This window comes from Paenibacillus sp. J22P218 (assembly GCF_056269195.1).
This window is the reverse complement of record NZ_JBWDNL010000007.1, coordinates 309,881-336,159: the sequence shown is the minus strand read 5'-3', so window position 1 is coordinate 336,159 and position 26,279 is coordinate 309,881. Positions and strand designations below refer to the sequence as shown.

The 26,279-nt window shown below is 44.5% G+C and carries 20 protein-coding genes; 13 read left to right on the top strand and 7 right to left on the bottom strand.

Going from position 1 to position 26,279, the window contains the following annotated elements; translation table 11 throughout:
* Positions 1–242 precede the first annotated feature (242 nt).
* Both AC0YN0_RS27245 and AC0YN0_RS27240 read right to left on the bottom strand, forming a co-directional pair.
* Entirely contained in the window at positions 243–1,013 is a 771-nt protein-coding gene (locus AC0YN0_RS27245) for an alpha/beta hydrolase (RefSeq protein WP_475824100.1), read from the bottom strand.
* A gap of 33 nt (positions 1,014–1,046) precedes the next feature.
* Positions 1,047–1,985 carry a COX15/CtaA family protein gene (locus tag AC0YN0_RS27240; protein ID WP_475824099.1) on the bottom strand — a complete coding sequence of 313 codons (939 nt, stop codon included), beginning with the start codon at positions 1,983–1,985 and terminating at the stop codon, positions 1,047–1,049.
* A 114-nt stretch (positions 1,986–2,099) separates the two neighbouring features.
* Here AC0YN0_RS27240 and AC0YN0_RS27235 point away from each other — a divergent pair, with 114 nt between their 5' ends.
* Both AC0YN0_RS27235 and AC0YN0_RS27230 read left to right on the top strand, forming a co-directional pair.
* Positions 2,100–2,732, top strand: a complete 633-nt coding sequence (locus tag AC0YN0_RS27235; protein ID WP_475824098.1) for a TetR/AcrR family transcriptional regulator — start codon at positions 2,100–2,102, stop codon at positions 2,730–2,732.
* Between the two features lie 580 nt (positions 2,733–3,312).
* Complete coding sequence (locus AC0YN0_RS27230; protein WP_475824097.1) at positions 3,313–6,642, top strand: immunoglobulin-like domain-containing protein; 3,330 nt, start codon at positions 3,313–3,315, stop codon at positions 6,640–6,642.
* A gap of 101 nt (positions 6,643–6,743) precedes the next feature.
* Here AC0YN0_RS27230 and AC0YN0_RS27225 read toward each other — a convergent pair whose 3' ends face one another.
* Positions 6,744–8,501: a glycoside hydrolase family 35 protein gene (locus tag AC0YN0_RS27225; RefSeq protein WP_475824096.1), complete on the bottom strand. Its 1,758-nt coding sequence runs from the start codon at positions 8,499–8,501 to the stop codon at positions 6,744–6,746.
* Between the two features lie 174 nt (positions 8,502–8,675).
* On the opposite strand from AC0YN0_RS27225, the gene AC0YN0_RS27220 reads away from it, so the two are divergent.
* Entirely contained in the window at positions 8,676–9,569 is an 894-nt protein-coding gene (locus AC0YN0_RS27220; RefSeq protein ID WP_475824095.1) for a helix-turn-helix domain-containing protein, read from the top strand.
* Here AC0YN0_RS27220 and AC0YN0_RS27215 read toward each other — a convergent pair.
* Positions 9,566–10,972, bottom strand: coding sequence for a carbohydrate ABC transporter substrate-binding protein (locus tag AC0YN0_RS27215; RefSeq protein ID WP_475824094.1), 1,407 nt, complete (start codon positions 10,970–10,972; stop codon positions 9,566–9,568). The two genes, AC0YN0_RS27220 and AC0YN0_RS27215, sit on opposite strands and share 4 nt — an antisense overlap.
* A gap of 341 nt (positions 10,973–11,313) precedes the next feature.
* Here AC0YN0_RS27215 and AC0YN0_RS27210 point away from each other — a divergent pair, with 341 nt between their 5' ends.
* The 7 genes from AC0YN0_RS27210 to AC0YN0_RS27180 all read left to right on the top strand — a co-directional run bounded on the left by AC0YN0_RS27210 (position 11,314) and on the right by AC0YN0_RS27180 (position 19,383).
* On the top strand, positions 11,314–12,663 hold the full coding sequence (locus AC0YN0_RS27210) for a carbohydrate ABC transporter substrate-binding protein (protein ID WP_475824093.1): 1,350 nt from the start codon (positions 11,314–11,316) through the stop codon (positions 12,661–12,663).
* An 82-nt stretch (positions 12,664–12,745) separates the two neighbouring features.
* Positions 12,746–13,636 (top strand): carbohydrate ABC transporter permease, encoded by an 891-nt coding sequence (locus AC0YN0_RS27205; protein WP_475824092.1) that lies wholly within the window; start codon positions 12,746–12,748, stop codon positions 13,634–13,636.
* A 14-nt stretch (positions 13,637–13,650) separates the two neighbouring features.
* Positions 13,651–14,520 carry a carbohydrate ABC transporter permease gene (locus AC0YN0_RS27200; protein ID WP_475824091.1) on the top strand — a complete coding sequence of 290 codons (870 nt, stop codon included), beginning with the start codon at positions 13,651–13,653 and terminating at the stop codon, positions 14,518–14,520.
* Positions 14,521–14,529: 9 nt separating this feature from the next.
* Positions 14,530–14,685 carry a DUF6903 family protein gene (locus AC0YN0_RS27195; RefSeq protein ID WP_442051314.1) on the top strand — a complete coding sequence of 52 codons (156 nt, stop codon included), beginning with the start codon at positions 14,530–14,532 and terminating at the stop codon, positions 14,683–14,685.
* A gap of 106 nt (positions 14,686–14,791) precedes the next feature.
* Positions 14,792–16,537, top strand: a complete 1,746-nt coding sequence (locus AC0YN0_RS27190; protein ID WP_475824090.1) for a histidine kinase — start codon at positions 14,792–14,794, stop codon at positions 16,535–16,537.
* A gap of 7 nt (positions 16,538–16,544) precedes the next feature.
* Positions 16,545–18,179 (top strand): response regulator transcription factor, encoded by a 1,635-nt coding sequence (locus AC0YN0_RS27185; protein WP_475824089.1) that lies wholly within the window; start codon positions 16,545–16,547, stop codon positions 18,177–18,179.
* Positions 18,180–18,261: 82 nt separating this feature from the next.
* Complete coding sequence (locus tag AC0YN0_RS27180) at positions 18,262–19,383, top strand: NAD(P)/FAD-dependent oxidoreductase (RefSeq protein ID WP_475824088.1); 1,122 nt, start codon at positions 18,262–18,264, stop codon at positions 19,381–19,383.
* Here AC0YN0_RS27180 and AC0YN0_RS27175 read toward each other — a convergent pair.
* From AC0YN0_RS27175 to AC0YN0_RS27165, 3 genes are read right to left on the bottom strand one after another with little or no spacing between them, the layout of a single operon-like run.
* The gene (locus AC0YN0_RS27175) at positions 19,356–20,909 is read right to left on the bottom strand and encodes an ABC transporter substrate-binding protein (protein WP_475824087.1); all 1,554 of its coding nucleotides are present in this window, start codon (positions 20,907–20,909) and stop codon (positions 19,356–19,358) included. The two genes, AC0YN0_RS27180 and AC0YN0_RS27175, sit on opposite strands and share 28 nt — an antisense overlap.
* Positions 20,910–20,938: 29 nt before the next feature.
* Positions 20,939–21,700: a response regulator transcription factor gene (locus tag AC0YN0_RS27170; RefSeq protein ID WP_475824086.1), complete on the bottom strand. Its 762-nt coding sequence runs from the start codon at positions 21,698–21,700 to the stop codon at positions 20,939–20,941.
* A complete protein-coding gene (locus AC0YN0_RS27165) occupies positions 21,675–23,444 on the bottom strand; it encodes a sensor histidine kinase (protein ID WP_475824085.1) in 1,770 nt (589 codons plus the stop codon). Before AC0YN0_RS27165 ends, AC0YN0_RS27170 begins: the two co-directional genes overlap by 26 nt.
* A gap of 886 nt (positions 23,445–24,330) precedes the next feature.
* Between AC0YN0_RS27165 and AC0YN0_RS27160 the strand changes: the two genes are divergently transcribed.
* The 3 genes from AC0YN0_RS27160 (at position 24,331) to AC0YN0_RS27150 (ending at position 26,185) form a co-directional block, all read left to right on the top strand.
* Positions 24,331–24,615 (top strand): hypothetical protein, encoded by a 285-nt coding sequence (locus AC0YN0_RS27160; protein WP_442051308.1) that lies wholly within the window; start codon positions 24,331–24,333, stop codon positions 24,613–24,615.
* Between the two features lie 153 nt (positions 24,616–24,768).
* A complete protein-coding gene (locus AC0YN0_RS27155) occupies positions 24,769–25,524 on the top strand; it encodes a YveK family protein (protein ID WP_475824084.1) in 756 nt (251 codons plus the stop codon).
* Positions 25,505–26,185: a CpsD/CapB family tyrosine-protein kinase gene (locus tag AC0YN0_RS27150; protein WP_475824083.1), complete on the top strand. Its 681-nt coding sequence runs from the start codon at positions 25,505–25,507 to the stop codon at positions 26,183–26,185. The genes AC0YN0_RS27155 and AC0YN0_RS27150 overlap by 20 nt, the downstream gene beginning before the upstream one ends.
* The last annotated feature ends 94 nt before the right edge of the window (positions 26,186–26,279 follow it).

The following is a 26,279-nucleotide window of genomic DNA, read 5'->3' as shown; positions in this document are numbered from 1 at the left end:
TTTCTCCGTTATTTGGGGTTGCTTGTTCATGTTGCCCTCCTACTAACTAATAAGGATATCATCCGACAAATAATAAAAAACGGATGGTTGATCAAGAAATAATAACGATTTAAAATCACATAACGTTTTATGCAACTAGAAAAAGTCCCGAATAATAAATTTCGGGACTTTTTAGTCAGAAGTTGCCTCCTCCGGCAAACTCTACTTTTTGACCGGCAGCAGAGGGGAGGTGTTCCTCGACGTTATGGAGTCAGATTCATCTCCGCGAACCAATCCTGCAATGAATTAACGACAATCTCCAACTGCTTCTCTTCTTCAATGGCGGCGTCATTGTCTCCCTTTTGCTTCCCGTAGGAGCCGAATTGGCCGTGATTACCGCCTTCTATCCCCACATAAATGGTATCATCCGGTAGATTCGTTTTACTGTTCTCCCAATCTTCTTCGTTCATCACTCCGTCATCCGTTCCCGTAATTTGCAAAACGGATAGCTCCGTATCTTTTATAGCGCCTTTCTCATCCGCATAAGAGGCTAAGAAGAATATCCCCTTAAGCGCATTGCTATGTTGAGATGCGTATCTTGCGGCAAATGAACCTCCCAGGGAGTGCCCCCCAATAATAAATGATTCATCTGGGTGTTCACTGACAAAAGAATCGGCTTTATTTTGGCCGAAAATGGCTAAGTTTAGCGGCATATCCGCAATATAAACCCGATGCCCCAACTCAGCTAGCTCCCTAGCTAACGGCGAGTAGCTTTTGGGTTCTACCAAGCCGCCTGGATAAAAAATGATATTTGGCTGAATGACGTTGCCGCCAGTTGGTTCAAATTTATAGCCTTCTTTGATCTCGGTTACTTTAACTTGGCTATCGCTTTTAACAGCCGACTGGGCACGATCTGAGGGAGTATAGGTTATGGATTGTATATAGAAAAATAATGAAACGGCTAGGATCGCTGCCAGTATGCACCCGATAACTGCTATTTTGGTCCATTTCTTTTTTTTCACTGATTTGTCCAAAAGTAAAAACCACCTTCTGTTTTTTTATTGTTTCTAAGATGATGAAGCTGGCTTCGCCAATCTCCAGACGATATAACTCATGTATGAAAGCAGACCGAAAAGAACGGCAATACTGGTCATATGAGCAAGCACTACAAACATATACACTTCTGGATGATCCATCGTCAGCATGAGACCAGCACCGCTAAAGACTTGGAACAGAATCAGAATCACAGAAATCACGCCTGAAATGCTAAGCTCGCGAGCGTTCTTATAACTTAGGTTTATCCACACAAAGAGTACAATAATCAAAGCAACAAGAAGAAAACCAGCTATGCGATGTATAAACGCGATACCAACACCGCCTGATAAGTCTGGCACGATCGCCCCATTGCAAAGAGGAAACCCGGAGCATGCCCCCGCTGAGCCAGTATGGCTAACAAAGGCTCCGGTGTAGACAACCGCGTAAGAATAAATCGTTAAAAACCATACGAAATTACGAAATGAAGCGCTCGTTCTCGGCATTCGATTAAAAACAGAGAGCCCGCCTAAATTTTGCTCCTGCCTAGCCCCGAAGCTCGTCATTAGAGAGCTAGCAAGGGATATAAAAGCGAATCCTAAGTGAAGCGCCATAACAGGAGGAGACTGGGAAAATACGACTGCTAATGCTCCCATCACCCCTTGAATACTTACAAATACGAACGTTAAAGCAGAAAAGAATTGTAAGTCTTTGCGTTTTTTGCAATACAAATAAAAAAGGATGAGCGTAACGACCGCCAAAATTCCTGCTGTCGTGCTAACCAGGCGGTGCGTGTATTCAATAACAGAGGCTATGGTATGAGCGGGAACGAATTTCCCATGACATAACGGCCATTCACTCCCGCATCCCAGCCCAGACTCGGTGCGAGTAACGATTCCTCCGCCAAAAGTGGCCAAGAACATAAAAATGGTTGTTAAATAACTAACACGCTTTAATAACGCAATTCGCTCCAAATTCTAATCACCTTCTCTTTTTGTCTTTTGTGATAGCCTTACAATTATTTAATTATATTTACCGGTAAATATAATTACAAGGCCACATTGATAAATGAAGGTAGTTGTCATACAATGTTCAAGAAGGTGATAATTATTAATAACCAAAATCAACGGTTGCCTGGTAGACCTAAGCACGTACAAGATGATTTATCCATACAAGAAACGATCATTCATACCGCGTCCAAATTATTTATGGAAAACGGCTACGAGCCTGTGACGCTTCAGCAAATCGCTAATGAATGTAACGTCTCAAAACCATCTATTTACTACCATTTCACCAGCAAGTCTGAACTATTCAAGGTCGCCATCACTACGATGTTGAATAATGTGCACAACAACGTGTCGCGTTTACTTAAGGAATCTGACAATCTTGAAGCAGGGTTGCTGCGCGTTGCAGAGGCAAGAATCGCAAATCCTCATTCAGAAGTGGAGACGATTCTAAAAGAGGCGGAGAGCTCATTAAGCGATGAGCAAATTCATGAAATAAGAATAACGGAACAACGAATCTATCAAGCGTTGTCGGATTACTTTAAAGTATGGATGGACAAGGGGAAGCTGAGAAAAGAGGATCCGCTGTTTCTTGCACACGCCTTTTCATCGCTGCTTCTGATTAGTAACAGAGCCGATTTAATGCAAAAATATACTACCCGCAACGAACCAGCAAAAAAAATAATAGAACTGTTTTTAAGCGGCACTCTGCTTTAGAAAAATATGCTGACTAGAGGACCTTGTATCTAGCAAGGTTCTTTTCAATTACAAAAAGCCGAGAGAAAATCAGGGATCCGCTCCTGATTTTTTCTCGGCTTTTTTTAGGTTGTTGAAGTTTACGAATAACTTGGTACTTCAAAATGTGATGCTGCAACGTATAATTCGCCCAATAAGTGCTTGATCTCATATGAACCTTCGCTAAGCTCTGAAGCAATGAACTTTTCAACCTCGCTGGACTCTACTCCGTACATCACTTCAATCTCCTTTGAAACAACGTTCTTAGGCCGATGCTGTTTACGCGAACGTCACGCGCGTACGACCGTCCTTCTCGGCCAATGTCGTCGTCAACCGGAACTGACGATTTTTCAACTCAAGTTTGGGATATTTTCGGACCATTGACAAAGGCTTCTCAACTTCTGAGAAAGTCGTCATTAGCTGTCGAACTATGCTGTTTCTCGGCGAGAAGTTAACTTTCGTTAATAGCAATAAATTAAATAGGATGATACAGTTAGGTATATTTAGGCAAGTCCTGCATTGTTAAATAACTTAGATTGGGATGAAAGGATGGTCTATTAGTTTGGATAAGAACAGATCTATTAACGCATGGACGACATCTTGGATGGTCCGCCTTTTGATGGCCTTGATCCTTACAATTATACCGATATTGGCGGCGATTCACGGGTCGGTGGCAGTCGCAGCCGATTCGATTGACCAATCAACCGGAGATGTACCGGATGGCACGTTCCGAGCGGGCGGACGTGCTCAAAGCTTTACGGCGGGGGAGTCCGGCTACCTGAATCAAATTGATTTGCATATGATCGATTACGGGAGTTCGGGAATTGTGTTTACACTCCGTATTTATGCAGGACAAAGCGTGTCAGGAACGGTGCTTGCTTCATCGACTTTTGGGAGCAGGAACGTTCCAACTAGTACGCCTGGCCCGGTATCCGTATTGTTTGAACAACCGGCACAGATACAGGCTGGACAACAGTATACGATGAGCTTAACCGCTTCGATCGGCGAGACGCCGCAAACGGCGTGGATGATTCATACTACCAACGTTTATGCAGGAGGAAAAGCTTTTACCCCTACCTATCCCTATTGGTCTGACGAATATGATTTTGGATTTGCCACTTACGTTGGAGAGGCTCCTAGGGATTTTACGACTACGCTCAGCACATCTCCGGTAACGGGTACATACGGACAAACAGTAATCATTTCGGGAACACTGACAACTCCGGATGGGCCGCTAGCCAATCGGACAATTAATGTCTTCGTTAATGGAAGCTCTATAGGGTACGTAACGACGAATTCAGTCGGTCATGCTAGTGGCGGCTATTCACTTAGACTAGCTGCGGGGAGTTATGAACTGAAATTATCGACTGCAGCTTCGTTCCCTTATCCCGCGGCGGAGCAAACGACGACGCTTACGGTTAACAAAGCCCCGCTTACGGTTACGCCTAATGATGCGAGCAGACCATATGGAACGTCTAATGGCAGTATGACAATGAGCTTGGACGGACTGATGACATGGGACGCGGCTAACTCGCTTGGGCAGCCGTTATTCTCGACATCCGCTGACGCATCCAGCCCAATTGGAGAGTATTCCATTACAGCCAGTGGATTGACATCCACGAAGTATGCAATTGTTTATGTGCCGGGGACTTTAACTGTGACACAAGCCCCCTTAACGGTTGCTGCTTCGAATCACTCCCGAGCCTATGGGCAAAGCAATCCGTCTCTGACGGGTTCGATCACCGGTCTTATGAATGGTGATACGATCCAGGCATCTTATTCGACAGCAGCAACTTTATCAAGCCGAGTAGGATCGTATCCAATCGTACCCGCCATCACTGATCCGGAAGATACGCTGAGTAACTATCATGTGCTCCTTGAGGAAGGCGAGTTGACGGTTACGAAAGCCGAACTTCTCGTTATAACGGATCCGCTATCGCGATGGATAAGTAAAACGAATCCGCAGTTAAGCGGCAATCTTACAGGCGTTGTCTCCGGCGACTCCATTACGGCAGCGTATACAACGGAAGCGACGGAAGATAGCGAAGAAGGCGCTTATGATATTACTGCACAGCTTCTCGATCCGTTGAACCGTCTGTCGAATTATGAGGTGATACCGAACATTGGCCAGTTAACCGTCTATGCTGCTCCTGAGCCGGTGTTTGCCACTGGAGAGACCGCTGCTGCAGTGAAATCGAATGTTGGGCTGCCAAGCAAGGATGCTGCTGGCCGTACGATTCGCTGGACGTCTTCGGACAACAGCCTGCTTGATGAAACAACTGGTGCTGTGCATCTTCCGTCTTACTCGGAGGGGGACTCAGCCGTCACATTGGAAGCAGCGGTTGATGCGAATCAGACAACTTATACCGTCCTTTATCGTATAACAATTACCAAAGCCGACATGACGGATGAAGAGACGGTAGCCCAAGACTTGATGCTGCTCACGATCGGTTACGCGGCCGGAGATGACGAAAAGCATGTGCGTAATGGATTGACGCTTCCGGTTACAGGAGCTAACGGCTCCGTCATTTCTTGGACCTCTAGCCGAACGGAGCTGATTAATCCTGTCAACGGTTCAGTTTCACGGCCGTCATATGAGAAAGGAGACCAACCGGTTACGCTTACGGCTACGGTAACCAAAGGACTGAAATCGGACAGCAGAACGATTCAAGTGATCGTGTTAAGGAATAATCAAACGGTTGGAGAAACGAACGAACCCGAACAGCCTCAATCCGACTATTATATCGATTTCATCGCTGGCAATAATCAGAAGGAAACCATTAAATTATCGCCATCCGAAGTGCAATCCGGACTAATTAAGGTTGATAGGGGTACGGCAAATGGACATTTCGAACTAAGCGGAGTAACGGTACGCCAGTTGCTCAAGTTAAATCCTTTGTTTACGATTCAAGTAACAATGTCCGGCGGCAGTATGAGTTTGCCTTTCTCTGAACTGATTGCTGCAGCGGATACGCAGTATGCAGGCAAAGATGGAGATAAACTGAGTTTTGCGATTTATGCCGCCAAGAGCGAGGCTGCTGCTCCTTTATTGGCGGAACTGCAAGCCCGTGGTGGAGCATTATTATCCGGTCCTATTCAGTTCAAGATTGTAATGAGCATTGGTGATGGGTCTGATGTGACTTTAGATCATCTAGGCAGCAGAGTAGAAAGACGTATTGCGGTTTCCAATAGGAACGAAGATACGATTATAGCGGTATGGAACGAACGGCTTCAACAGCTGCAATATGTTCCGGTACGATATGAGAATATCGGAGGACATACGTATGCACTGCTGCCAGTTAGCAGCGATGGCTTGTACGTGAATATTGTTAATCGGAAAGCTTTTGCCGATATGCAAGATCATTGGGCTAGAAGTGAAGCGGAGAAGCTTGCATCGATGCTCATCTTTGAAGGGAAAGGAGAAAACAGCTTCGATCCGAAGGCCGGCTTAACGCGAGCGGAGACAGCGGCGCTGCTGGTCAGAGCGCTAGGCATCCCGGCGGCGGATCAGCCAGGGACTTTAACCGATATTGCAGGTCGATGGTACGAAACGGCGATTTCATCCGCGGCAGCAGCTGGATTGGTGACCGGATACCAAGATGGAAGCTTCCACCCGAATGATTTTGTTACAAGGGAAGAGCTGGCGGTCATCCTTTCTAGAGCGATCCAATACGTCAGAGGGCCCGTTTCCAATGCTACGGATTACGGATCGGAGCAGCTGAATGATTCCAGCGAGGTATCGAAGTGGGCTATCCAAGCTGTGCAGGAAATGATCGCTTACGGCATCATTAAAGGCGATCAAGCTGGCAATTTCAAGCCGCATCAAACCGCAACCCGTGCCGAAATGGCGATTATGCTGAGCCGACTGCTTGGCGAGCTTGGTTTTATGTAAAAATGCTGGCGTCTGTATAAAACAGACGCCAGCACTTCCGTGTAACGGGGGCAGTGAAAACAAAGATAAAAGCCCCAAAGCTGAAGCGAATCTTAAAGCTATTATCCTAATTGAGGTTGGTCTACAAACTGTAATTCTAAGCTTTCTGTTCCGTCAATATCGAAGACGATGATTTCATTGCTGCCTTGACGTAGAAGCGGTGCAGGAATGTAAAGGGTCTGCTGTGGACCAACTCTCCAATATCTCCCCAAATTGAATCCGTTGACGTAAACGACTCCTTTAGACCATCCTTCCAGCTTCAAGAACGTGTCTGCCGGTGCAGTATCAATGTTCAATTCCGCACGATAGAATGCTGGACCATTTGTTGTTTCTTTCTCTATCGCTGCAAAGGTCAAAGGGTGCAAGTTATCAAGAGGCAATGTCCAAATGGTCCATCCGTATAGGAATTGATTGCCGTGGCGAACGCCTTCGGTAATCCCTTTACGATCGGCTAGGTATGGTCCGTAGTTGATGCGTCCCATATTTTCAACGAGAATGGTTAGACGAGCTCCGCCATCTGGCACTTCAAAATGAACCTTTTTGCTGGAATCCCATCTTTCGATGATCCCTTTAAACTCACCGTTTAAGTAAACCAGTGCTCGGTCATGGCAATCTTGAATAATGAATTCCTTTTCCTCACGCGGTCCGGAAATAAAGGTTTCATACACGATAAATCCGTTGTTCTGCCCGTAACGCTCCATCGGCTCTGGAGTGACAGCATGTATGGGCTCGGACAATTGGTGCAATTGATCTAACAACACGGCATGGCTAGTTGCAAGCACCGTTCCATATGCCTGTTTGGGCAAAGCTCTAGGAACCTCCATCTCGGGAAGATCTGTATATTTAGCTATAATATCGCGTATCGCAAAATATTTTTCAGTAGGATCGCCTGCTTCATTCAATGGTGCGTTATAGTCATAGCTTGTAACGGTAGGCTCGTAGTGATCTCGTTCTAAGCCATTCGCGCCGCTGGTGAAACCGAAATTGGTGCCGCCATGGAACATATAGAAGTTGACAGAGGCGCCTAGAGAAAGCATATCCTCAAACACTTGAGCAACTTCATCACCGTTACGAACGTGATGTTCTTCCCCCCAGTGATCGAACCAGCCATTCCAATATTCCATGCACATCAGCGGACCTTGCGGTTGATAACGACGAAGCACCTCGAAAGCTTCCTCCGCTCTTGAACCGAAGTTTGCTGTTTCTAATACGTTTGGAACCATGCCTCCTTGAAGCATATGATTCTCTGGTCCATCAGAGGTGAATAATAGCACGTCAATGCCACGACTTATCATGGCTTGCTCCAAATATTGAAGATAGGCTGTATCGTTGCCATAGCTTCCATATTCATTCTCGATTTGCATGGCAATAATAGGGCCGCCGTTTGTGGAAAGCAGAGGCTTCAGTCGAGGCAATAGCTCATCGTAATAGGCATCTACTTTATCCAGATAGGGGCGGTTCATGCAGCGAAGCTGTATCTCTCGATCTGCAAGCAGCCATGCAGGCAAACCTCCGAATTCCCATTCTGCACAAATGTACGGACTCGGGCGCACGATGACATGCAAGCCTAGTTCGCCTGCTAATTGAACAAACCGTTCAATGTCTGCCATACCCTCAAAGTTAAATTTACCGGGAGCAGGCTCATGGAAATTCCATGGAATGTAAGTTTCTACCGTATTAAATCCGCATGCTTTCAGCTTTAATAAACGATCCTGCCAATATTCAGGCACGACTCTAAAGTAATGGATCGCTCCGGAAAGCAAGCGAATAGGCAAGTTATCGAAATAAAAATGATCGTTTTGTACAGATAATCCAGTCATCCAAAGTGACCTCCAATGCAATGTGGTTATGCGTTAATCATGATACTTATTATATTAAGCGGAATGAATAGGCAAACAAATGGACAAAAGAAGAGTAAATTTGACCTTTTGTATGGAATCGCGTTACGCTAGAATAGATGTCTAGACTATTGAACAATAGGAGGTCCATGTAACATGGATATTCATTATTCACTCCCTAACCTAACGAGTACGCTGCAGATTATCGGCTGTCATTTGGGGGATTTTCATCCTAATTGGTCTTTTCCTCGGCATCATCATTACCTTTTTGAACTATTGCATTGTAAACAAGGGGAAATAAGGCAAACGATAGGCGATCATGTATTTACGATCAGCAGCGGGGATTGGCTGTTAATAAAGTCCGGCATTTCACATGCTACTGAGAATGGCCCAACTTCCGTTTATCGTTTCTTTAATTTGCATTTCGATCTCGATGATCCCATCATACGTGAGAGGTTATGCAGGGCCGATTACGTGATCATTAAGGCAGAAGAGGCTGCGGGGCTATCGTTACCGACACATTTTAGCGCTATTGAAGAGGCGTTTTTGCACAATATTTGCGTCGATACCGTTGATGACGACAAAGCATTAGATCGCCTTATTATCCAATCTCACACCCTGGGAATCATTAGTGAGTTTATAAAGTACAGCGAAAGAGCACGCAGTCCGATTCCGATGAGCGACGAGAGTATGCAGAACGCCTCCGTATTTGAAACGGAGCTGGCCCATGCGATTGAAGAAAAACTACGCAATGAAAATCATGGAGCAATAGCTGGAATCGCAGCCTCATTAGGGATCAGCCGCGGTCGTTGCACGCATATATTTACGAAGGTTTACGGGCAATCGCCGCGACAATATAGGAGTAAAATGGTTCTTAACCAGGCGAAGCATTTGCTTGTGCATTCGACCTATTCGATGGAGGAATTAGCCGAACAGCTTGGATTTCAGTCCGCAAGCCATTTCTCTAGACAATTCCGTAGGTGGACAGGCATGGCGCCGAGTGCATTTCGACCGAAATTTGTTCGCTCTCAAAGAAATGAAGAAGGCTAGTATGGTTGTGCGTTCATATTGGCTTGAATATCTGCAAACGCGTTTTCTACTTGATTCATCCATTCCTCGGTGGTCATTTTTCCTGTCATAATCGGAGTGATGGCTTTTTTGAACAATTGATTTCTTATATCTTCTTTGGATTGCTTCGGGATAATATTCCATTCTTGCGTAATGGCCGTTGCTCCTTCATAAGCGCTGAACATTTCATATACACCCGGGGTTAAATAGTTTCTCGAAAGCTCTTGGGCTCCTTTGAGTGCAAAAGTACCGTTCGCTTTCTTTGCGAATAAGAGGACGGATTCCTCGGTATACAGAAACTTCAAAAACTCTTTTGCAAGTTCAGGGTTTTTGGCCTTGAGCGGAATAGAAAATTGTTCATAGCTAGAAAGAATATAACGTTCATCGCCTTTATTAAACACGGGAACGGGAATCATGCCGAATTCGAAACCGTCCTCTCTAGGAGAATCTTTCATTTCATTCTCCATCCACGAACCATTCACGATAAATATCGCTTTGCCAAGCATCATATCGGTTTGTGACTGGGTGTGATTAAGTCCGACTGTCCCCTCCATCAAATACCCGCCGCTTCCAAGCTTAGCTAATGTATCTAATACCTGTTTTACAGGCTCCGTCTTAAAAGAACCTGGTTCATATGAAAATATTTTTTTCAATTGTGCAATTCCAGCAGCATTCGCAAGTGAAGGGTACAAAATTTCTTCCAAATATTCCGGATAGATTCCCTGATAAGTAAATAACGCGCGCTTTATTTTATTTCCATTCTCATCGGCTACATAATTTTCTTTTTTCTTTAATTCCTCGTCTAACGCGAAAAATTCACCCCATGTTTCAGGCTGCTTCCAACCTTTGTCCTTAAACAATTTTTTGTTGTAGATTAACCCCATTGGTGCAGCATTAGACGGTGCCATATAAATTTTCCCGTCTTCATAAGGAGTAAATCTTTTGCTTTCAAGGATGCCAGGGAGAATCATGTCCTTTAATTGCTGCACATTATCTAATGCTACGTCTTCAAACACGTCGGTTATATCCATTAATCCTTTTTCCTTCACTAATGAGGTCATAATCCCGCTTTGGTCGGTATCCGAAATCGCTAGAAAATCGGGTGGATTTCCTGCGACGATTTGAGGTCTGATTACATCACCGATCCGAGGACTGATTGTCAGATGCACTTGCACTCCCGGATAAGCAGCTTCGAATTTCTCCGTTATTTCTTTCCAGTATTCCAGACCGTATCCGCCTTGAAATACGGCGATATGCAACTCTTTGTTATTAACTGCAGGTTTGTCAGAGGGAGACGTTTGATCTTTCATAACCGTTATTGTTGAAATAGCTATGATTCCTAGTAATGCTACCGCTACTAAGATGATGCTTGAATATCTTTTCATGCTAATCACTCCAACATTTTTATCATAAATAGACCCTTAACAGATTGATTATGAACATTATCCACGCAGAAGTACATGAATATTCCTGCGCAATGTATGAACAATTTTAACTAAAACGAGTTGTGAAATGATCATTAAGAGCTTTTGATTATAAGCGGAAAATCAATTGAAACTTCAGCGGATAGATAATTTTGCAAACCGATGAGCGATCTTATCTACTTCGGCAAATGCTATTGAACACTTTGATTTTTAGTGGTTAATCTGAATGAGTGGAAACATTCTTATTATTTAGAATAACGAATGATGTTCGTTATTCAAAGAAATCGAGGAGGGGTAAGAAGATGAGAAAAATGGCAACCTTGGCACTCGCGGTTATATTAGTATTTACGCTAGCCGCTTGTGGTTCTTCCAACAACAAGACGGAGGAAAACGGTTCAACGAACTCTAATGCTTCATCTGGCGAAGTTCGCACGCTGAAATTCGCTGCACTGGAAACCGCTTATGGAAAAACGGTGTGGCAAACCGTTGCAGCTGCATTCGAGCAGACGGTACCTGGCGTGAAAGTCGAAATGACGATTGAGAAAAACATCGAGGATGTTATTGGACCGACCATGAAATCCGGTGAATTCCCGGACGTTATCCATTTAGCTGTCGGTCAACCGAAAGGGCTTACAGAAACATTCGTCAAAGATAACAACATGACCGACCTTACGGATGTTCTTTCGATGAAGGTACCTGGCGAAGATGTAGCTGTTAGCGAGAAAATGATACCTGGTTTTACAGATACGACGATTACCAATCCATATAACGATGGTAAATCGTATTTGATGCCAATGTTCTACAGCCCTACCGGCTTGTTCTATAATGCGGGTTTGTTCGAGCAAAAAGGGTGGGAAGTACCAACAACTTGGGATGAAATGTGGGCATTGGGAGAGAAAGCGAAAGCAGAGGGCATTGCGCTATTTGCTTATCCGACAACCGGTTACTTCGATTCATTCTTCTACGCTTTGCTCAATGAAGTTGGCGGACCTGAATTCTTCACGAAAGCGATTAGCTATTCGGAAGGAATCTGGCAATCGGCGGAGGCAAAACAAGCATTTGATATTATGACGAAGTTAGCTTCTTACACAGAGAAAACGGTTCCGGCTAACGGCAATAAAGATAACTTCACAAAAAACCAACAGCTCATTTTGGACAACAAAGCATTATTTATGCCTAATGGTACATGGGTTGTCAATGAAATGGCGAGTGCGCCTCGTGCAGAAGGATTCGGATGGGGCTTTACCGCTCTTCCAGCTGTAGCCGATGGCGGGGACCGTTATTCCTATACATTCTTCGAGCAAATTTGGGTTCCAGCTAAAGCCGAAAACCCGGATCTAGCGAAGCAGTTCATCGCTTATCTATATTCGGATGAAGCTGCAGCGATTTTTGCTAAGGCAGGCGCCGTGCAACCGATTAAAGGCATGTCGGATAAACTGGATGGCGATAACAAGTTGTTCTACAGTATTTATGATACTGGCGCAAAAGCAGCGATGGGCGCATTCACTTCAACGGCTCCGGTTGAAGGAGTAAATATTTCGGATACCGTATTCGGAACGGTCGATTCCTTGGTTACCGGTGCGAAATCGCAACAAGAGTGGGTAGATGCGATTACGAAAGCAAGCGATGCTCTTCGTGCGGCTCAGAAATAGATAGGTTTCAACATAGTAAAAGGTGCTGTGGCCAGTGAAAACTGGCCACAGTTACTTTTAAAAATAGGAAGGAGCTCGAGTAATGCCGTCTAACAGGGGGAAATCCCGTTTCATATTCTTTTGTCTGGCTCCGGCCGTCATCCTATTTATTGTCTTCTTGTTAATTCCGAGCATTGACGTGTTTCGTATGTCCCTATACAAATGGGGAGGATATACCGATACGAAGACGTTTGTCGGATTCGATAATTTCGGCAAGCTATTCCAAAGCGATAAATTCTATCAAGTCTTTCAAAACAGTATTTTGTTAATTATTGTCGTAACGATCGTTACATTCGCAATAGCGCTAATATTCGCGGGAGTCCTTACACGGGGTAACCTGAAAGGGCGTAATTTATATCGTACTGTTTTTTACATTCCTAATATTTTGTCCGTAGTCGTCATTAGCGCGATATTTTCTGCCATTTATGATCCGAACAATGGACTTCTAAACTCGGTGCTTCATTTGTTCCGTGTCGCAGACGAACCGATCCTATGGCTTGGAGATCAGAAAATCGTTATTTACAGTCTTGCTGGTGCAATGATTTGGCAAGCCGTTGGTTATTACATGGTTATGTATATGGCAAGCATGGCTAACATTCCGGAAAGCTTATACGAATCTGCCAATCTGGAAGGCGCTTCGCCTATCCATCAGTTTTTTACGATCACGATACCGCTTATCTGGACGAATATTCGTACGACGCTTACCTTCTTTATTATTAGCACGATCAATATGAGCTTCCTCTTCGTTACAGCTATGACAAGCGGCGGTCCTGATGGGGCGACCGAAGTGTTCTTAAGCTACATGTACAAAGAAGCCTATACGAATTCTTCTTATGGTTACGGCATGGCGATTGGTGTCGTTGTGTTCTTGTTCTCGTTTGCTTTAGCTGGCATTCTTAATGCTGTTACCAAGCGTGATCATCTAGAGTATTAAGGAGGGAAGAAAGGATGACAAGCAAAGCAATCGTATTCAAGACCCTGTCCTATTTTCTGTTGATTTTATTAACAGTCATTATCATTATTCCAGTATTGTGGGCGTTTACCGCTTCTATAAAAGAAGATGCTGAATTTTACGGCAGTCCGTGGGCGTTACCTCAAGGCGTTTATCTTCAGAACTTTGCAGATGCTTGGCTGAAGGCAAATATGGGCGATTATATGTTCAACTCCGTGCTTGTAACGGCATTGTCCATCGCATTATTGCTTGTTATTGCGCTTCCGGCAGCTTACGTGCTTGCCCGTTATCGTTTCAGAGGAAGCGTGTTATGGAACACGATGTTTATGGCTGGGTTATTCATTAATGTAAACTATATCATCGTTCCTATTTTTCTCATGTTGAACAATGGTGACAAAGTTGCGCGAAGCCTATTTGGTCAACCATTCTTATTGAATAACATTTTTGTATTGGCGCTAGTGTATACGGCTATGGCGCTGCCATTTACCGTATATTTGCTGTCAGGTTATTTCAAATCGCTATCGAAAGAATATGAAGAGGCTGCTTCGGTCGATGGAGCAGGATACTTTAGAACAATGGTTCAAGTTATTATGCCAATGGCTAGACCTGCGATCATTACGATTATTTTGTTCAACTTCCTATCGTTCTGGAACGAATACATTATTTCGATGACCTTGCTAACGAAGCCGGAATATAAGACGCTTCCGGTTGGGTTGATGAATTTGCTGGCTGCGCAAAAATCCGCTGTTGAGTATGGACAACTATATGCGGGTCTCGTTATAGTTATGCTGCCAACATTGCTTATATATATTTTGGTACAGAAGAAATTAACCCAGGGTATGACTATGGGCGGTTTGAAAGGATGATATACTAGTATGGACAAACTACTCTACTTAATCCTGTTCATTATAGGCATGTTGCTTACCGTATTCGGTCATCAATCGATTGGTCCATCAGGACTTTTAACGATGCTGCTTGGACTTGCTATGCTTATCAGTTTCTTATGGCTGTACAACAGAAAATTCAAATGAAATCCAAAGAAGATGATGTCTCCGATAGATGAGGATCATCTTCTTTTAAATGTTTTAAGGTGCACATTATGTTACTATAAACAGATCATCATCAAGGGGTAATGCTATGCTGCGGAAATTTAAGATTCAGCATCGATTAATCGGAACCTTTTTAATCGTATCGGTTATTCCTATCCTTTTTCTCGGATACTATGCCTATAAGCTATATTCGGATTCGATCAGCGATAAGCTTAGTGCATCTACCTTTCAAGCGATAACTTTGGTTAATAAAAATATGCTTACAGAGCTTCAAAATTATCAATTTCTTAACGGATCGATTTCTACGAATGAATTCGTGCAAGCCCACTTATCTAACGATCGTTCACAACAAGCGGTTACGGAAACATCTAAAGAATCGGCTATGGATGCTATATTTCGGACGATATTCCCGTCACATGTTGTAACCGTTAGCATCTATGATACGAACCACGAGCCCTTCTACGAGCTTGGATACGAAACAATCAGCAATGAATATTTGGAAAAGGCAATATCCGATGTCAATAAAAATGCGCCGTATGACGGCCTTACTTATGTAAGAACGACCCGATCATACGACACGATCGCAGTAGGGAGAAAGATCCATGCAGAGCATGATAGCTCAGAGCAGATCGGGTATGCTTTCGTGTACGTCAGCACAGACTTATTCTCGAAAAATATACTGTCAAGCGTTGACTTAGGGACAGGATCGAAGCTCATTATTATGGGGCGTGACGGGACGGTATTCTCATCAAGCGATAAAGAGACGAAGCTAGGGGAGCAATACTCCGACTCTACGCTGTTTCATAGGATTAAGGAGCAACAAAGTAACAATCGTTCTTCCTTTTCTGGACTCGTAAATAATTCAGATCAGCAAATATCGTATATATATAATGAGCAAATCGGCTGGTACCTAATATCTTTGATGCCCTATTCCTATATAAACTCAGAAATAAGTCAGATTACGCTTAGTATGTTTGTTATTGTATTCATGATTGTAATCACCTGCATTATCATTATTTATTTTATGTACAATAGTATTGTTAAACCTATAAAAGGCATTATTGCATTCAGTAATCAAATCTCGAACGGTGATTTATCCAATCGTATTCACGACGAGAATGACGATGAGATGAGCGCGCTTTCCCGTAAAATAAATAGTATGGTCAGCGAGATTGAGCGATTGATGGATAATCAAAAGCTGGATGACAAACGAAAGCGGGAGCTGGAGCTCCAAATGCTTCAGTCGCAAATTAATCCGCATTTTTTGTTTAACACCTTAAATACGCTTCGCTGGCTTGCGGTTATTAATCAGGTGCCCGTACTCAATAATGGAATAAGCTCGCTATCCGAGTTATTGCGCAGTACGATTTTAGATAATAACGAAGAGGTCACCATTGAACAGGAGCTTCAAAACTTAGCGCATTATTTTGAAATTCAAAAAATTCGTTATGCGGATAGGTTCCAGGTTAACTATGAGATCGATGACGAGCTGCTCCCATTGCTCATTCCGAAATTAATCTTGCAGCCCGTCGCTGAAAATGCCATTATTCACGGAATTTCCGAAAATGGCAAATCCATCGATATTAGCATTAAAGTTCAGCAGGTCGATAATCAGCTTCACATAGATATTACGGATAACGGTAAAGGGTTTGATACGAATCTAAACCGTGCTTCGGATCATACGGATAAGCTGTCAGGCATTGGAGTAAACAATGTGAATGAACGAATTAAACTCCATTACGGAGATCAATACGGTTTATACATTTCAAGCGTGGTAGGCGAGGGTACTTGTTGCAGAATGATTATTCCTATTCAAATGTCTGAAGGGGGTTAATTTTTATATGTTCAATGTATTGCTTGTAGATGATGAGCCTATTGTAAAAATTGCTCTGCGTACGATGATTGATTGGGATGGCCTTGGTTTTCCCATCTGCGGTACAGCCTCAGACGGAAATGAAGCATTGGTTTTAGTGAAAGAACTAAATCCGGATATCATTATTACGGATTTGAAAATGCCGAATTTGAATGGGCTTCAGCTTATAAGAGAACTGAATGAGCTCGGCTATAAGGGGAAAATCATTGTAGCCAGTAATTTCGGCGAATATGAGCTTGTGCGCGAAGCCTTGCTTCTTGGCGCCGTCGATTATATGTTGAAAATCAGCATCAAGACGGAAGCGCTGATTGAGCAGCTTCAGAAGACGGCAAAGCTCCTTCAAGAACAACAGCTTACTTTGCAAGAGCAAGTAACGAGAGAGCAAGAGTTGCGCAGCAATTTGAAGAGCGTAAAAAACACGATGTTAAAAGAGTATTTTACAAATAGTTATCATGACATGGATCCCCTTTTACAAAACAACACGGTTCAATTGCATTTATCAAGCAAAACTTGCTACCAATTTTATATTCATTTAGATACGTTTACAGCCAAAGAAGGGCAGAAATTGAATATTTCGATGTCATTCATCGAGAACATGATTCTTGATTTAATGGAATCCGAACAGGATGTAGAGGTCTTTCAAGTAGAGGCTAATGCAATTATTGTTCTGATTGCTAAGGAACGGCTGTTTCAATGTCAATTTGAGCCGTTGACCTTTGTGCACCGCATACAATCACTCATACAAATGTACATGACGCTGGAGCCTGTTATTGTATATTCGTCGGAAATAGCAGGTTACCTAGAGGCTAGACAAATGTATCAAGCTTGCAAAGATGCTATCCATATTAATTTCTACGAGGCACATTCCGTTATTTTTTATCATGATATAAACCTCAAACATGACATGGATTTTGTTAACTATGTGGATTTCTCCAAATCCATTTTGCACTATTTATATAAGGATGATAGCGCTTCAATTTTGTTGATGCTACAAACCTTTACAGAACAAGCCCATCAGAATAGGATTCACCCTTTGGCACTCCAAACCTTTATCAATAAATGCTTGGATTATATACCGTTATGCGACAATAAAATAACAGTGACGAATGCCGAGCAATATGAGGGGAATAAAAACAAGGTTTGGGATTGTAAAAGTTCGGATGCTTTATTAGCTATTGCTATGGAAGCTTTAGAAGATTTGAGTTTCTGGACGGATGTTCCAAGTTCTCTTGATTCGGCTGTGACCAGGAAAGAAATAGCCGATGTCATAAGCTATATTGGATTACATTATCGGGACAAGATCACGTTGGAAATGATTGCTGATCACGTTAATTTCAGCGAAAACTATTTATGCCGCGTATTTAGGGATCAAATGGGATTGAGCCTCATTCAATATATAAACCATGTACGGATGAACAAAGCAGCAGAATTGATTATGAAAGGCCACACTTACATCAAGGAGATATCTGCGTTAGTAGGAATTAGCGACCAATTTTATTTTAGTAGAATGTTCAAAAAACAGTTCGGAGTATCGCCTACCGATTATAAAAGTCATGTCACGCAAGCAAGCCAAAAAGTAAAAAAAACTCAGTATCTGTTGTAAACCGCCGAGGTGTACAAATAAAAAAATCTCGCCAGCAAAGTTCACATACAATTTATGCATGGGTTGATGAAAGGAAGCCGGTATGAACAACTATATCGTTATTGGAGCGGGAATACTCGGAGCATCGACTGCGTATCACCTGGCACGGATGGGTGCAGCGGTGACCCTGATCGATCGCAACGACCGGGGGCAGGCGACAGATGCAGCCGCTGGAATTATATGCCCTTGGGTGTCGCAACGGCGCAACCGTGCTTGGTACAGGCTGGCCAAGGCGGGTGCGGCCTATTATCAGGGGTTGATCGAACAATTGCGGCTCGAGGGTGAGACGGATACCGGCTATGCCCGGATAGGCGCGTTAGCCGTTCATACCAATACGGCCGCAATCGGCAAGATGGAGGAGCGGGCCACGCTGCGCAAGGTTGACGCTCCGGAGATTAGTGATATAACGAGGCTTAATGAGCAGGAGACTCGCGCGTTGTTTCCCTTGCTGGCGGAAGGCTATCACGCGGTCAAGATTAGCGGTGCAGCCCGCGTTGATGGACGCGCGCTTCGTGATGCGCTTATTCGCTCGGCCGTCCGGCATGGTGCAGCTCTCGTTCATGGAGACGCTGAGCTTACATTTGATAGAGGCCGAGTGACGGGAGCCGTCGTCGGCGGTAGCCGCTACGCTGCGGATGCTGTAATCGTGTGCGCGGGTGCTTGGGCAAGAGAGCTGCTGCTGCCGCTCGGTGTTCTCTTCAACGTTAGCTATCAGAAAGCGCAAATTATGCACCTTCAGCTAGAAAACGAGCAAGATACCGGCTTGTGGCCGGTCGTTATACCGCCTAATGACCAATATCTGCTCGCATTCGAGCAGGGGAGAATTGTCATTGGGGCGACGCACGAGAACAATGTTGAAGGCTATGATACACGAGTTACTGCGGCAGGCATGCAGGAGGTTGTGAACAAGGGCTTGGAGCTGGCTCCGGGCTTGGCTGACAGCGCCTTTGTGGAAGTGCGCGTCGGTTTTCGGCCGTTTACTCCCGGTTTCCTTCCGGTCATTGGGGAGATACCTGGATGGACCGGACTGCTCGCGGCCAATGGACTCGGTGCATCCGGTCTCACGGTTGGTCCGTTCTTAGGCAGCCAGCTTGCCAAGTTGGCTTTGGGACATGAGACGGATATTGAATTAGAGGACTACGGAATCGGCAACGCAATGGATTGATGCTTACCACCCGCCTCATCCCGCCACGCGTCCAGCTGCTTCTGAACTTCCTTAACGACCTCCGCAATGCCTGCTTGCCCCAGCTCCTCGTTAAACTTGGGGAGGATCGAGTCAACATCGACGGTACCGGTCATGAGGCTTGCATAATATTTCCTCCAAACCATCTCAATGTTATCGATTTGAGCGGTCAGCTTGGATAAATCGGGAGTAAAGCCGAGAACGGCGGACTTGATCGACTCCGCATTATATTGGCGGAACAGCTCCCATTTATCGAGGGGTTCGGGGGTATCGCCGCCCATGGTTCTCAGGATAAACCAATTGCCCTGAGTGTATTGGACGCCTGCATAGCTCGCCGGCCCGTCCGGAATCGGGTTGCCGTGGCTGTCTTTGCCTGGAATGGGGGTCGTTTGTCCTTGGTCATTCAGCGTATAATGCACCCCTTCGATACCGTAATTGAATAGGTTTCGAATTTCCGGGTCGGTATTGAGCAGATTCAGAAACTTCATGCTTTCAATGGGATGCTTGGTGTTGGCATTGACAGCCATGATTCCTCCGCGGACTGATTCCGTAGTCACGACACTTGGGGTTACCGGATTCGATACAACCTTGTAGCCGCGATCCTTGCTCCAAGTCGTCTCCGAGAGCGGTCCGCCGCCGGAGGACTTCCAGAACACTTTATCTCCGCGCTTAAGTCCGCCTGGCTCACGAAGCGCCGCGTCTTTGTTAATGAAGCCTTCCTTATAATAACGCCGCAGAGTGTCTAATACTTGCCGTGCTTCCTTGGTTTCGAAAATATTCACGACCTTGGCTTCAGGGTCCAGCGATTTCACCATTAAGGGAACCTTATGGTTCACGATATATTCGTAGCCATAGAGTGCGAAGAAATTGTGCGAATCTCGATCTAGCTCCATGGGGATATAGGCAGGCTCATTTTGCTGTATCATCCGAAGCAAAGGTTCTAGCGATTCCAGCGTATTATAATTGGAAATGTCGATATTGTACTTGCTCACAATGGAAGCAGGGTACATCCAATGATCGCGCACGGCCAGTTCTTTATTGGTCGGCACGCCATAGATGGCTCCGTCATTCATTTGCACCCCCTGCCAGAAGGTTGGATCAATGGCGTCGTACATATCCTTGCCGAGACTAGTCAGATAGTCATCAAGTCTCAGCCAAGCGCCGCGCGTAGTGGTGGCAGCATAGTTGGGGACGAAAGCAATGTCGAAGGGAGTGCCGGCGGATATAAGCGTGTTCAGCCGGTCCTCGTACTCCTGCCAGCCAATCTTGATATAGGTGATCGTCACGCCGATTTTGCGAGCCAGTATTTCATTGATTTTATCGTTGACGAGCTTCAGATCCTTGTCTGGTTCTCCGATCGTATAATAAATCAAATTGACAGTATCGCCTTCGTACACATCGTCGTTATTTCTGCTAGGCTGCCGGGAGCAACCGGTCGTATACGCTGTGAGCAGCAGTATCATACTGATTGCCATGAAGATATATCTGAGTCTAGGGTACTTTAGCATCGATATCCTCCTTTCCGCGAAGCTCGTTGCTACCCTTTTCCCCTCAGATCGGAGGGGGATTTTCCGAAATAGGTATGGAAGTGGGTATAGAAATAATTAAGATTGTTATAGCCGACGGAAAGCGCGATCGAAGAAATCTTTTCGTCCGACGTTTGAATTCGTTCTTGCGCCAGGAACATGCGGTAAGCCATGAGGTATTCCGAAAATTTCATTCCGGATTCCTTGAGAAATAGTTGTCCAAGATAAGTGCTGTTCATCTGGAAGCGCTCCGCGACTGATTTCAAGGTAATATTCTGTGCATACTCCGTCTTAATCATGAGCAGAATGCGGTTGACCAGCTTGGATAACCGGTCGTAGCTTACGCCAAGTACAGGATCCTTGTTCATACTCTCGCAGCTTGTATTGCCGATCGTACCACCCAGATCTTCAACGATAATTTTCTCGATCACTTGCTGCAGCTTTGTACGGTCAACAGGCTTGAGCAAATAGTCTTTGACGCCGCAACGAATGGCTTCTTGGGCATATTTGAATTCACTGTAACCGCTCATGATCACGTATTTGGTAGGGATGTGGAGCTCATTGAGTCTATAGATCGCTTCATAGCCGAGATTTTTGCCAATACACACGTCAAATATGGCTACATCCGGCTGCAGATCTACAACCAGGGACATGGCCGCGTCCGTAGATTCGCACGTCTCGATCCGACTGAAACCGTATTGCTTCCAGTCCAGAATTCGCTTCATTCCCTCCAAAATTTGAGGCTCGTCATCGATAATCAACAGTTTGTACATGTTCAATCACCTCTTTTGAAATTCGTACAGAAATCTTAACGCCAGCTTCCTCGTTATTCTCAATTTCTATAGAAAAGCTTTTTCCGTAAAAGAAGTGAAGCCTTGTGTATACGTTGCGCAAACCGATACTTCCGGATGAAGGATCGTCATGGCTCGACAGCGTGCTTCTTACCGCTTGCAAACGGTCGGCATGGATACCGCGCCCATTATCCACGAATTCCATTACATAATGCTGTTCGGCTTCCCAGCCATTCACGACATACAAGTTAAACTCGCTGCTGGGGTTAAAGCCATGGATGAAAAAGTTCTCCGCCAAAGGCTGCATCCAAAATTTCACGGTGGGGATCGAGAGTATGGCCGGGTCTACATTAAGTTGGTAAAAGAAACGTTCCGGATACTTGAACTCCATAATCTCCAAGTACTTCTGCAGCAATTCCAGCTCGCTTGCGATCGTAATAATATTTTCTTTTTTGACGATTTCGCGATAGAGCGCCCCCAGCGTAGCAATGGCATCAGCGGTGTCCCGGTCCTGATTAACAAGGGCAGTGGAGCGGATAACCTCTAACGTATTATAGAGAAAATGAGGGTTGATTTGATTTTGAAGCGCTTTCATTTCAGTCTCTTGTTGTTTGAGTTTTAGCAAATATTCATTGCGGATATGCTTATCCAGCTGTTGAATCATATCGTCTAATTCCCTAGCGATCATGCCGTATTCATTACGGCGATAACGGGCAGGGCGATTAGGGGTGAAGTTGGCTGTTTTCACGCGTCCAATTGATTGAATGATACGGTGCAGGAACCGGGAATCATCCCGCAGGTTGTACACGATGAGCAGCAGAACGCTAATCATAGTCGTTATAACGATCAGAAAGATGGTGATCAGCATGTTGGCATGCTGTCGAATGAGCATGGATAAATCAACGATGCTTACGAATTTGAAATTGAACTTCGTGGACGGGAACGTAATATAGAAGCTATGCTCAAAAAATCCATTCGAAATATAACCGTGACTGCGTCCGTTCGCCGCCGCTTGAAGGGCTAATTCCTTCAAGACTTGATCCTGTTCGTTACCGATCAGATAGATCTCCCCGGAAGCGCTGATTGCAGCGGCCTTGCCCAAGCGATAATTTTGGATAGATTCAAAGATTTGATCACTGCTGACCAAGAAGCGGAGCTCCCCTAATTCCTTAGAGCCCGAGCCCAGTGCCAGATCCGATAGTTTCTTGCGATATACGAATCCCTTGAGAATCGTATCGTGGAATGCTTCGTCGGTATTAGGAAGACCGAATAGGAAGCTTGCAATTCCGTTATCGTTAAAGCGTACGACATTGCCGTATTGGCCGGTATGCAGACTAACCTGCGTTATTCCGCCTTGCGCCCAGCTGTACAGGTAGGTTTTAATATCCTCCGGAAAAGATACGAGCGGCTTAGAGAATTGGCTGTTTTGCAAACTATCGGTTAAGTATCCTTCGGCACTGCTGCTTAGAAAGCTGCGAGCATCGTCCATCAAACTATGATTGGAGTAGATGCGCTGCATATAGGCCTCAATCCGGTCGGCATCATACTGAAGCTCGTTCTCTACGCCCGCGAAAGCATTAGCAGCCTCTAGACGGGCATCGCCAATCCATTGGTTCAGGAGCATGGCACAGGTCAGCGTGCCAAGCGCGAGACCGATGGTCACGACGAAGACGACGTAGGCAATAAACTTATAACGATAAATTTTAATTTGCAGAAAAGAGCTCATCGGACACCTCGATTGCAGCAGCTCATCATAAGTAGGTATTTACCACACTACTTTATCATGATTAGGCAAAGCTTCATAGGTAGCAAGAAATAAGCATCCCTTAAAAAGGATGAGACGGTTCGACGCTTTCCTCATCACAAGGGGCATTACGACGACTGCTTTCATATTTCCGGGCTGGTAAAGAAATACTAGAGTCAATCGAAAATGTGATTTAATAAATGTCATCTTTTATCATATATCGATGTTTTAAGAGATCGAGCATACTCATTAGGAGTGAAACAGCTCGTATTATTCTTTTTTTTAGACAAAAAAACCGCTTTCATTTTTTATAACGTGCTAAATAAATCGTTTGCAAATATTGTCGAATGCATTTCCATGTCAGGTTTTTATAGGACACTGGACATTAGTCCTGGGTCAGCGTTGAAACCATGGCCTTTTTTTATGGAAAAAGGGCGCTTGAATACAAATGGAAGTAGATTACAATCTTTATTCCACAAGGGATTCGGTCAGTTTAAAACTATACTGAAATGAGTCTTTAATCGGAATGACCATGAAAACCATAAAGCGCTTTCATTCGATATTTTTCTATTTTTTTTCAATGAAATGCAAAGGTATAAGATCGGAAAACTGGATAAAATAGGAGTAAGTCCTTATGAGAATTAATATCAAAATGAGAAGGAATGTCTAAAGCACAACATGTCTTTATTCCCTCAAGAATTTGTATAATCTGTGCCATACTAGTTTCAAAGACTTTACGAAACAAACCAAAAATTAGATATTACTAATATTAGAACCTCCTAATTATTGTTGTGTAATATGTCGATCTGTAGCAATCTGAACTTACGAATAAGAACGAGTAAGCTTGGAAATGGAGGATTTCATTGAAATGGACGATTTGAATCAGGAGCAAAAACGGTTACGGCTAAAGCAGTTTTTGAAAAGATTATCCGATGATCCTTCGATAGCCAATCAGAATATGACGAGATATGGGGGATCATTGGCCGAACTGCTTGTATTAACCGGCTATAATCCGAAGGACGAGCTGATCGACATGGCGGAGCTCGTATCGCTTCTGTTAAAGAAAAACGAAATTGAAGCAGGCTCAGAGGATATGATGCAGCATGTCATAAACGGCGGTACAGTGGATGATTTTATGAAGATGGGAAGATAAAAGGCCATATAAGAACCGAGAATTGATGACGCGGGATGCATCAACAATTCCTCATGGCGAAAAGTTCTCGTTTTGAATAATGTATCTATTATATTCTCGTTATGAATCATTAATTGCAGGCCCATAGACTGAACAAGTAACGGAGGAAAAGATTTGGAATTAAAACGATATTGGAACATCATCAAAAGAAGACTGCTATTGATTGCTCTAATTATTTCAGTAAGTTGTATAACCATCGGCTTTTACTCCTTCAACTTCATCGAACCGCAGTATGAAGCTTCCGCTACACTAATCGTCAACGACTACAAGGACAGCAGTACGCTGCTTCCAAGCATAGACGTAGGCTCCATTAGCTCCACGATCGGACTCATCAAAACTTATAAACAAATCGTTACTTCGCCTCGCATGATGAAAAAAGTCATCGAAGAGCACCCGGATCTTGCTCGAACATACTCTGAGCTTAGAAGCAAGGTAAGTGTCAGCTCCGCTATTGAAACGCAGATCATGACCATAACCGTCCGGGATGACTCCTATGAGAAGGCGGCGAATACGGCGAATGCCGTTGCGACCGTTTTTCAAAAATCGGTTCCTGAGCTGATGAAGGTTGATAACGTATTCGTCTTGGATCAGGCGGATCCGAATGAGATGCGCGGCCCCGTGGCCCCGAATCCGATTATGAATATTGCCGTCGCGTTCATTCTGGCTTTGATGGCGGGCGTAGGCATTTCATTCCTTCTGGATTACTTGGACGAAACGATCAAGAACGAAGAAGACGTTGAGATGCTGCTTGGGGTTCCGGTACTGACATCGATTCCAAAGTTTAAAGAGAGCGATGCGATTGATCGGGGCAGCAAAGCCAATCTAACACCAAGAGCAGGGAGGGGAAGCAATGTCTCGATTGATACGTAAATGGAACCTTATCGCGGATAGAAATCCAAATTCGCCGATCTCCGAAAGTTATCGGATGCTGCGGACAAACATCGAGTTTTCGACGATCGACCATAAACTTCAGATTATTATGGTCACCTCATCAAGGCCGGGCGAAGGGAAAAGCATAACATGCGCCAATATGGCGGTTTCTTTCGCTCAAGCAAACAAACGGGTGCTGGTGATCGATACGGATTTGCGGAAGCCGACGCAGCATCACATTTTTGCAATATCCAACCATAAAGGCTTGACGTCCGCCTTATTGCAACGGTTAGAGCCGAAGGATGTTATCCAGCATACGAGTACGGACAATCTGTCGGTCATTGCCGCAGGCCCGGCTCCTCCTAATCCATCAGAGGTACTGTCGTCGGAGTCTATGAGGGTACTGCTTGGGAAATTGAGGCAAACGTATGACGTAATCATCATCGATACACCGTCGATCATGTCCGTAACGGACACTCAAATCGTTGCGACCCAAAGCGATGGCGTTGTTCTTGTCATCGATTCGGGAAAAGTGAAAAAAGAAGTCGCGCTCAAAGCGAAGGCCTCTCTCGAGCATGTGCAAGCCAATCTTATCGGCGTTGTTCTCAATAACATTAACCGAAAACAATCGGAATCCTATTCCTACTACATACGAAGCTAGCAGCGACGCTTAGCGTTATTACACCAAGTTGATGGGTCCAAATGGGAAGGTAATGTCTCCTGCACCTCTATTACCGGAGGCACTCGGTCATGCT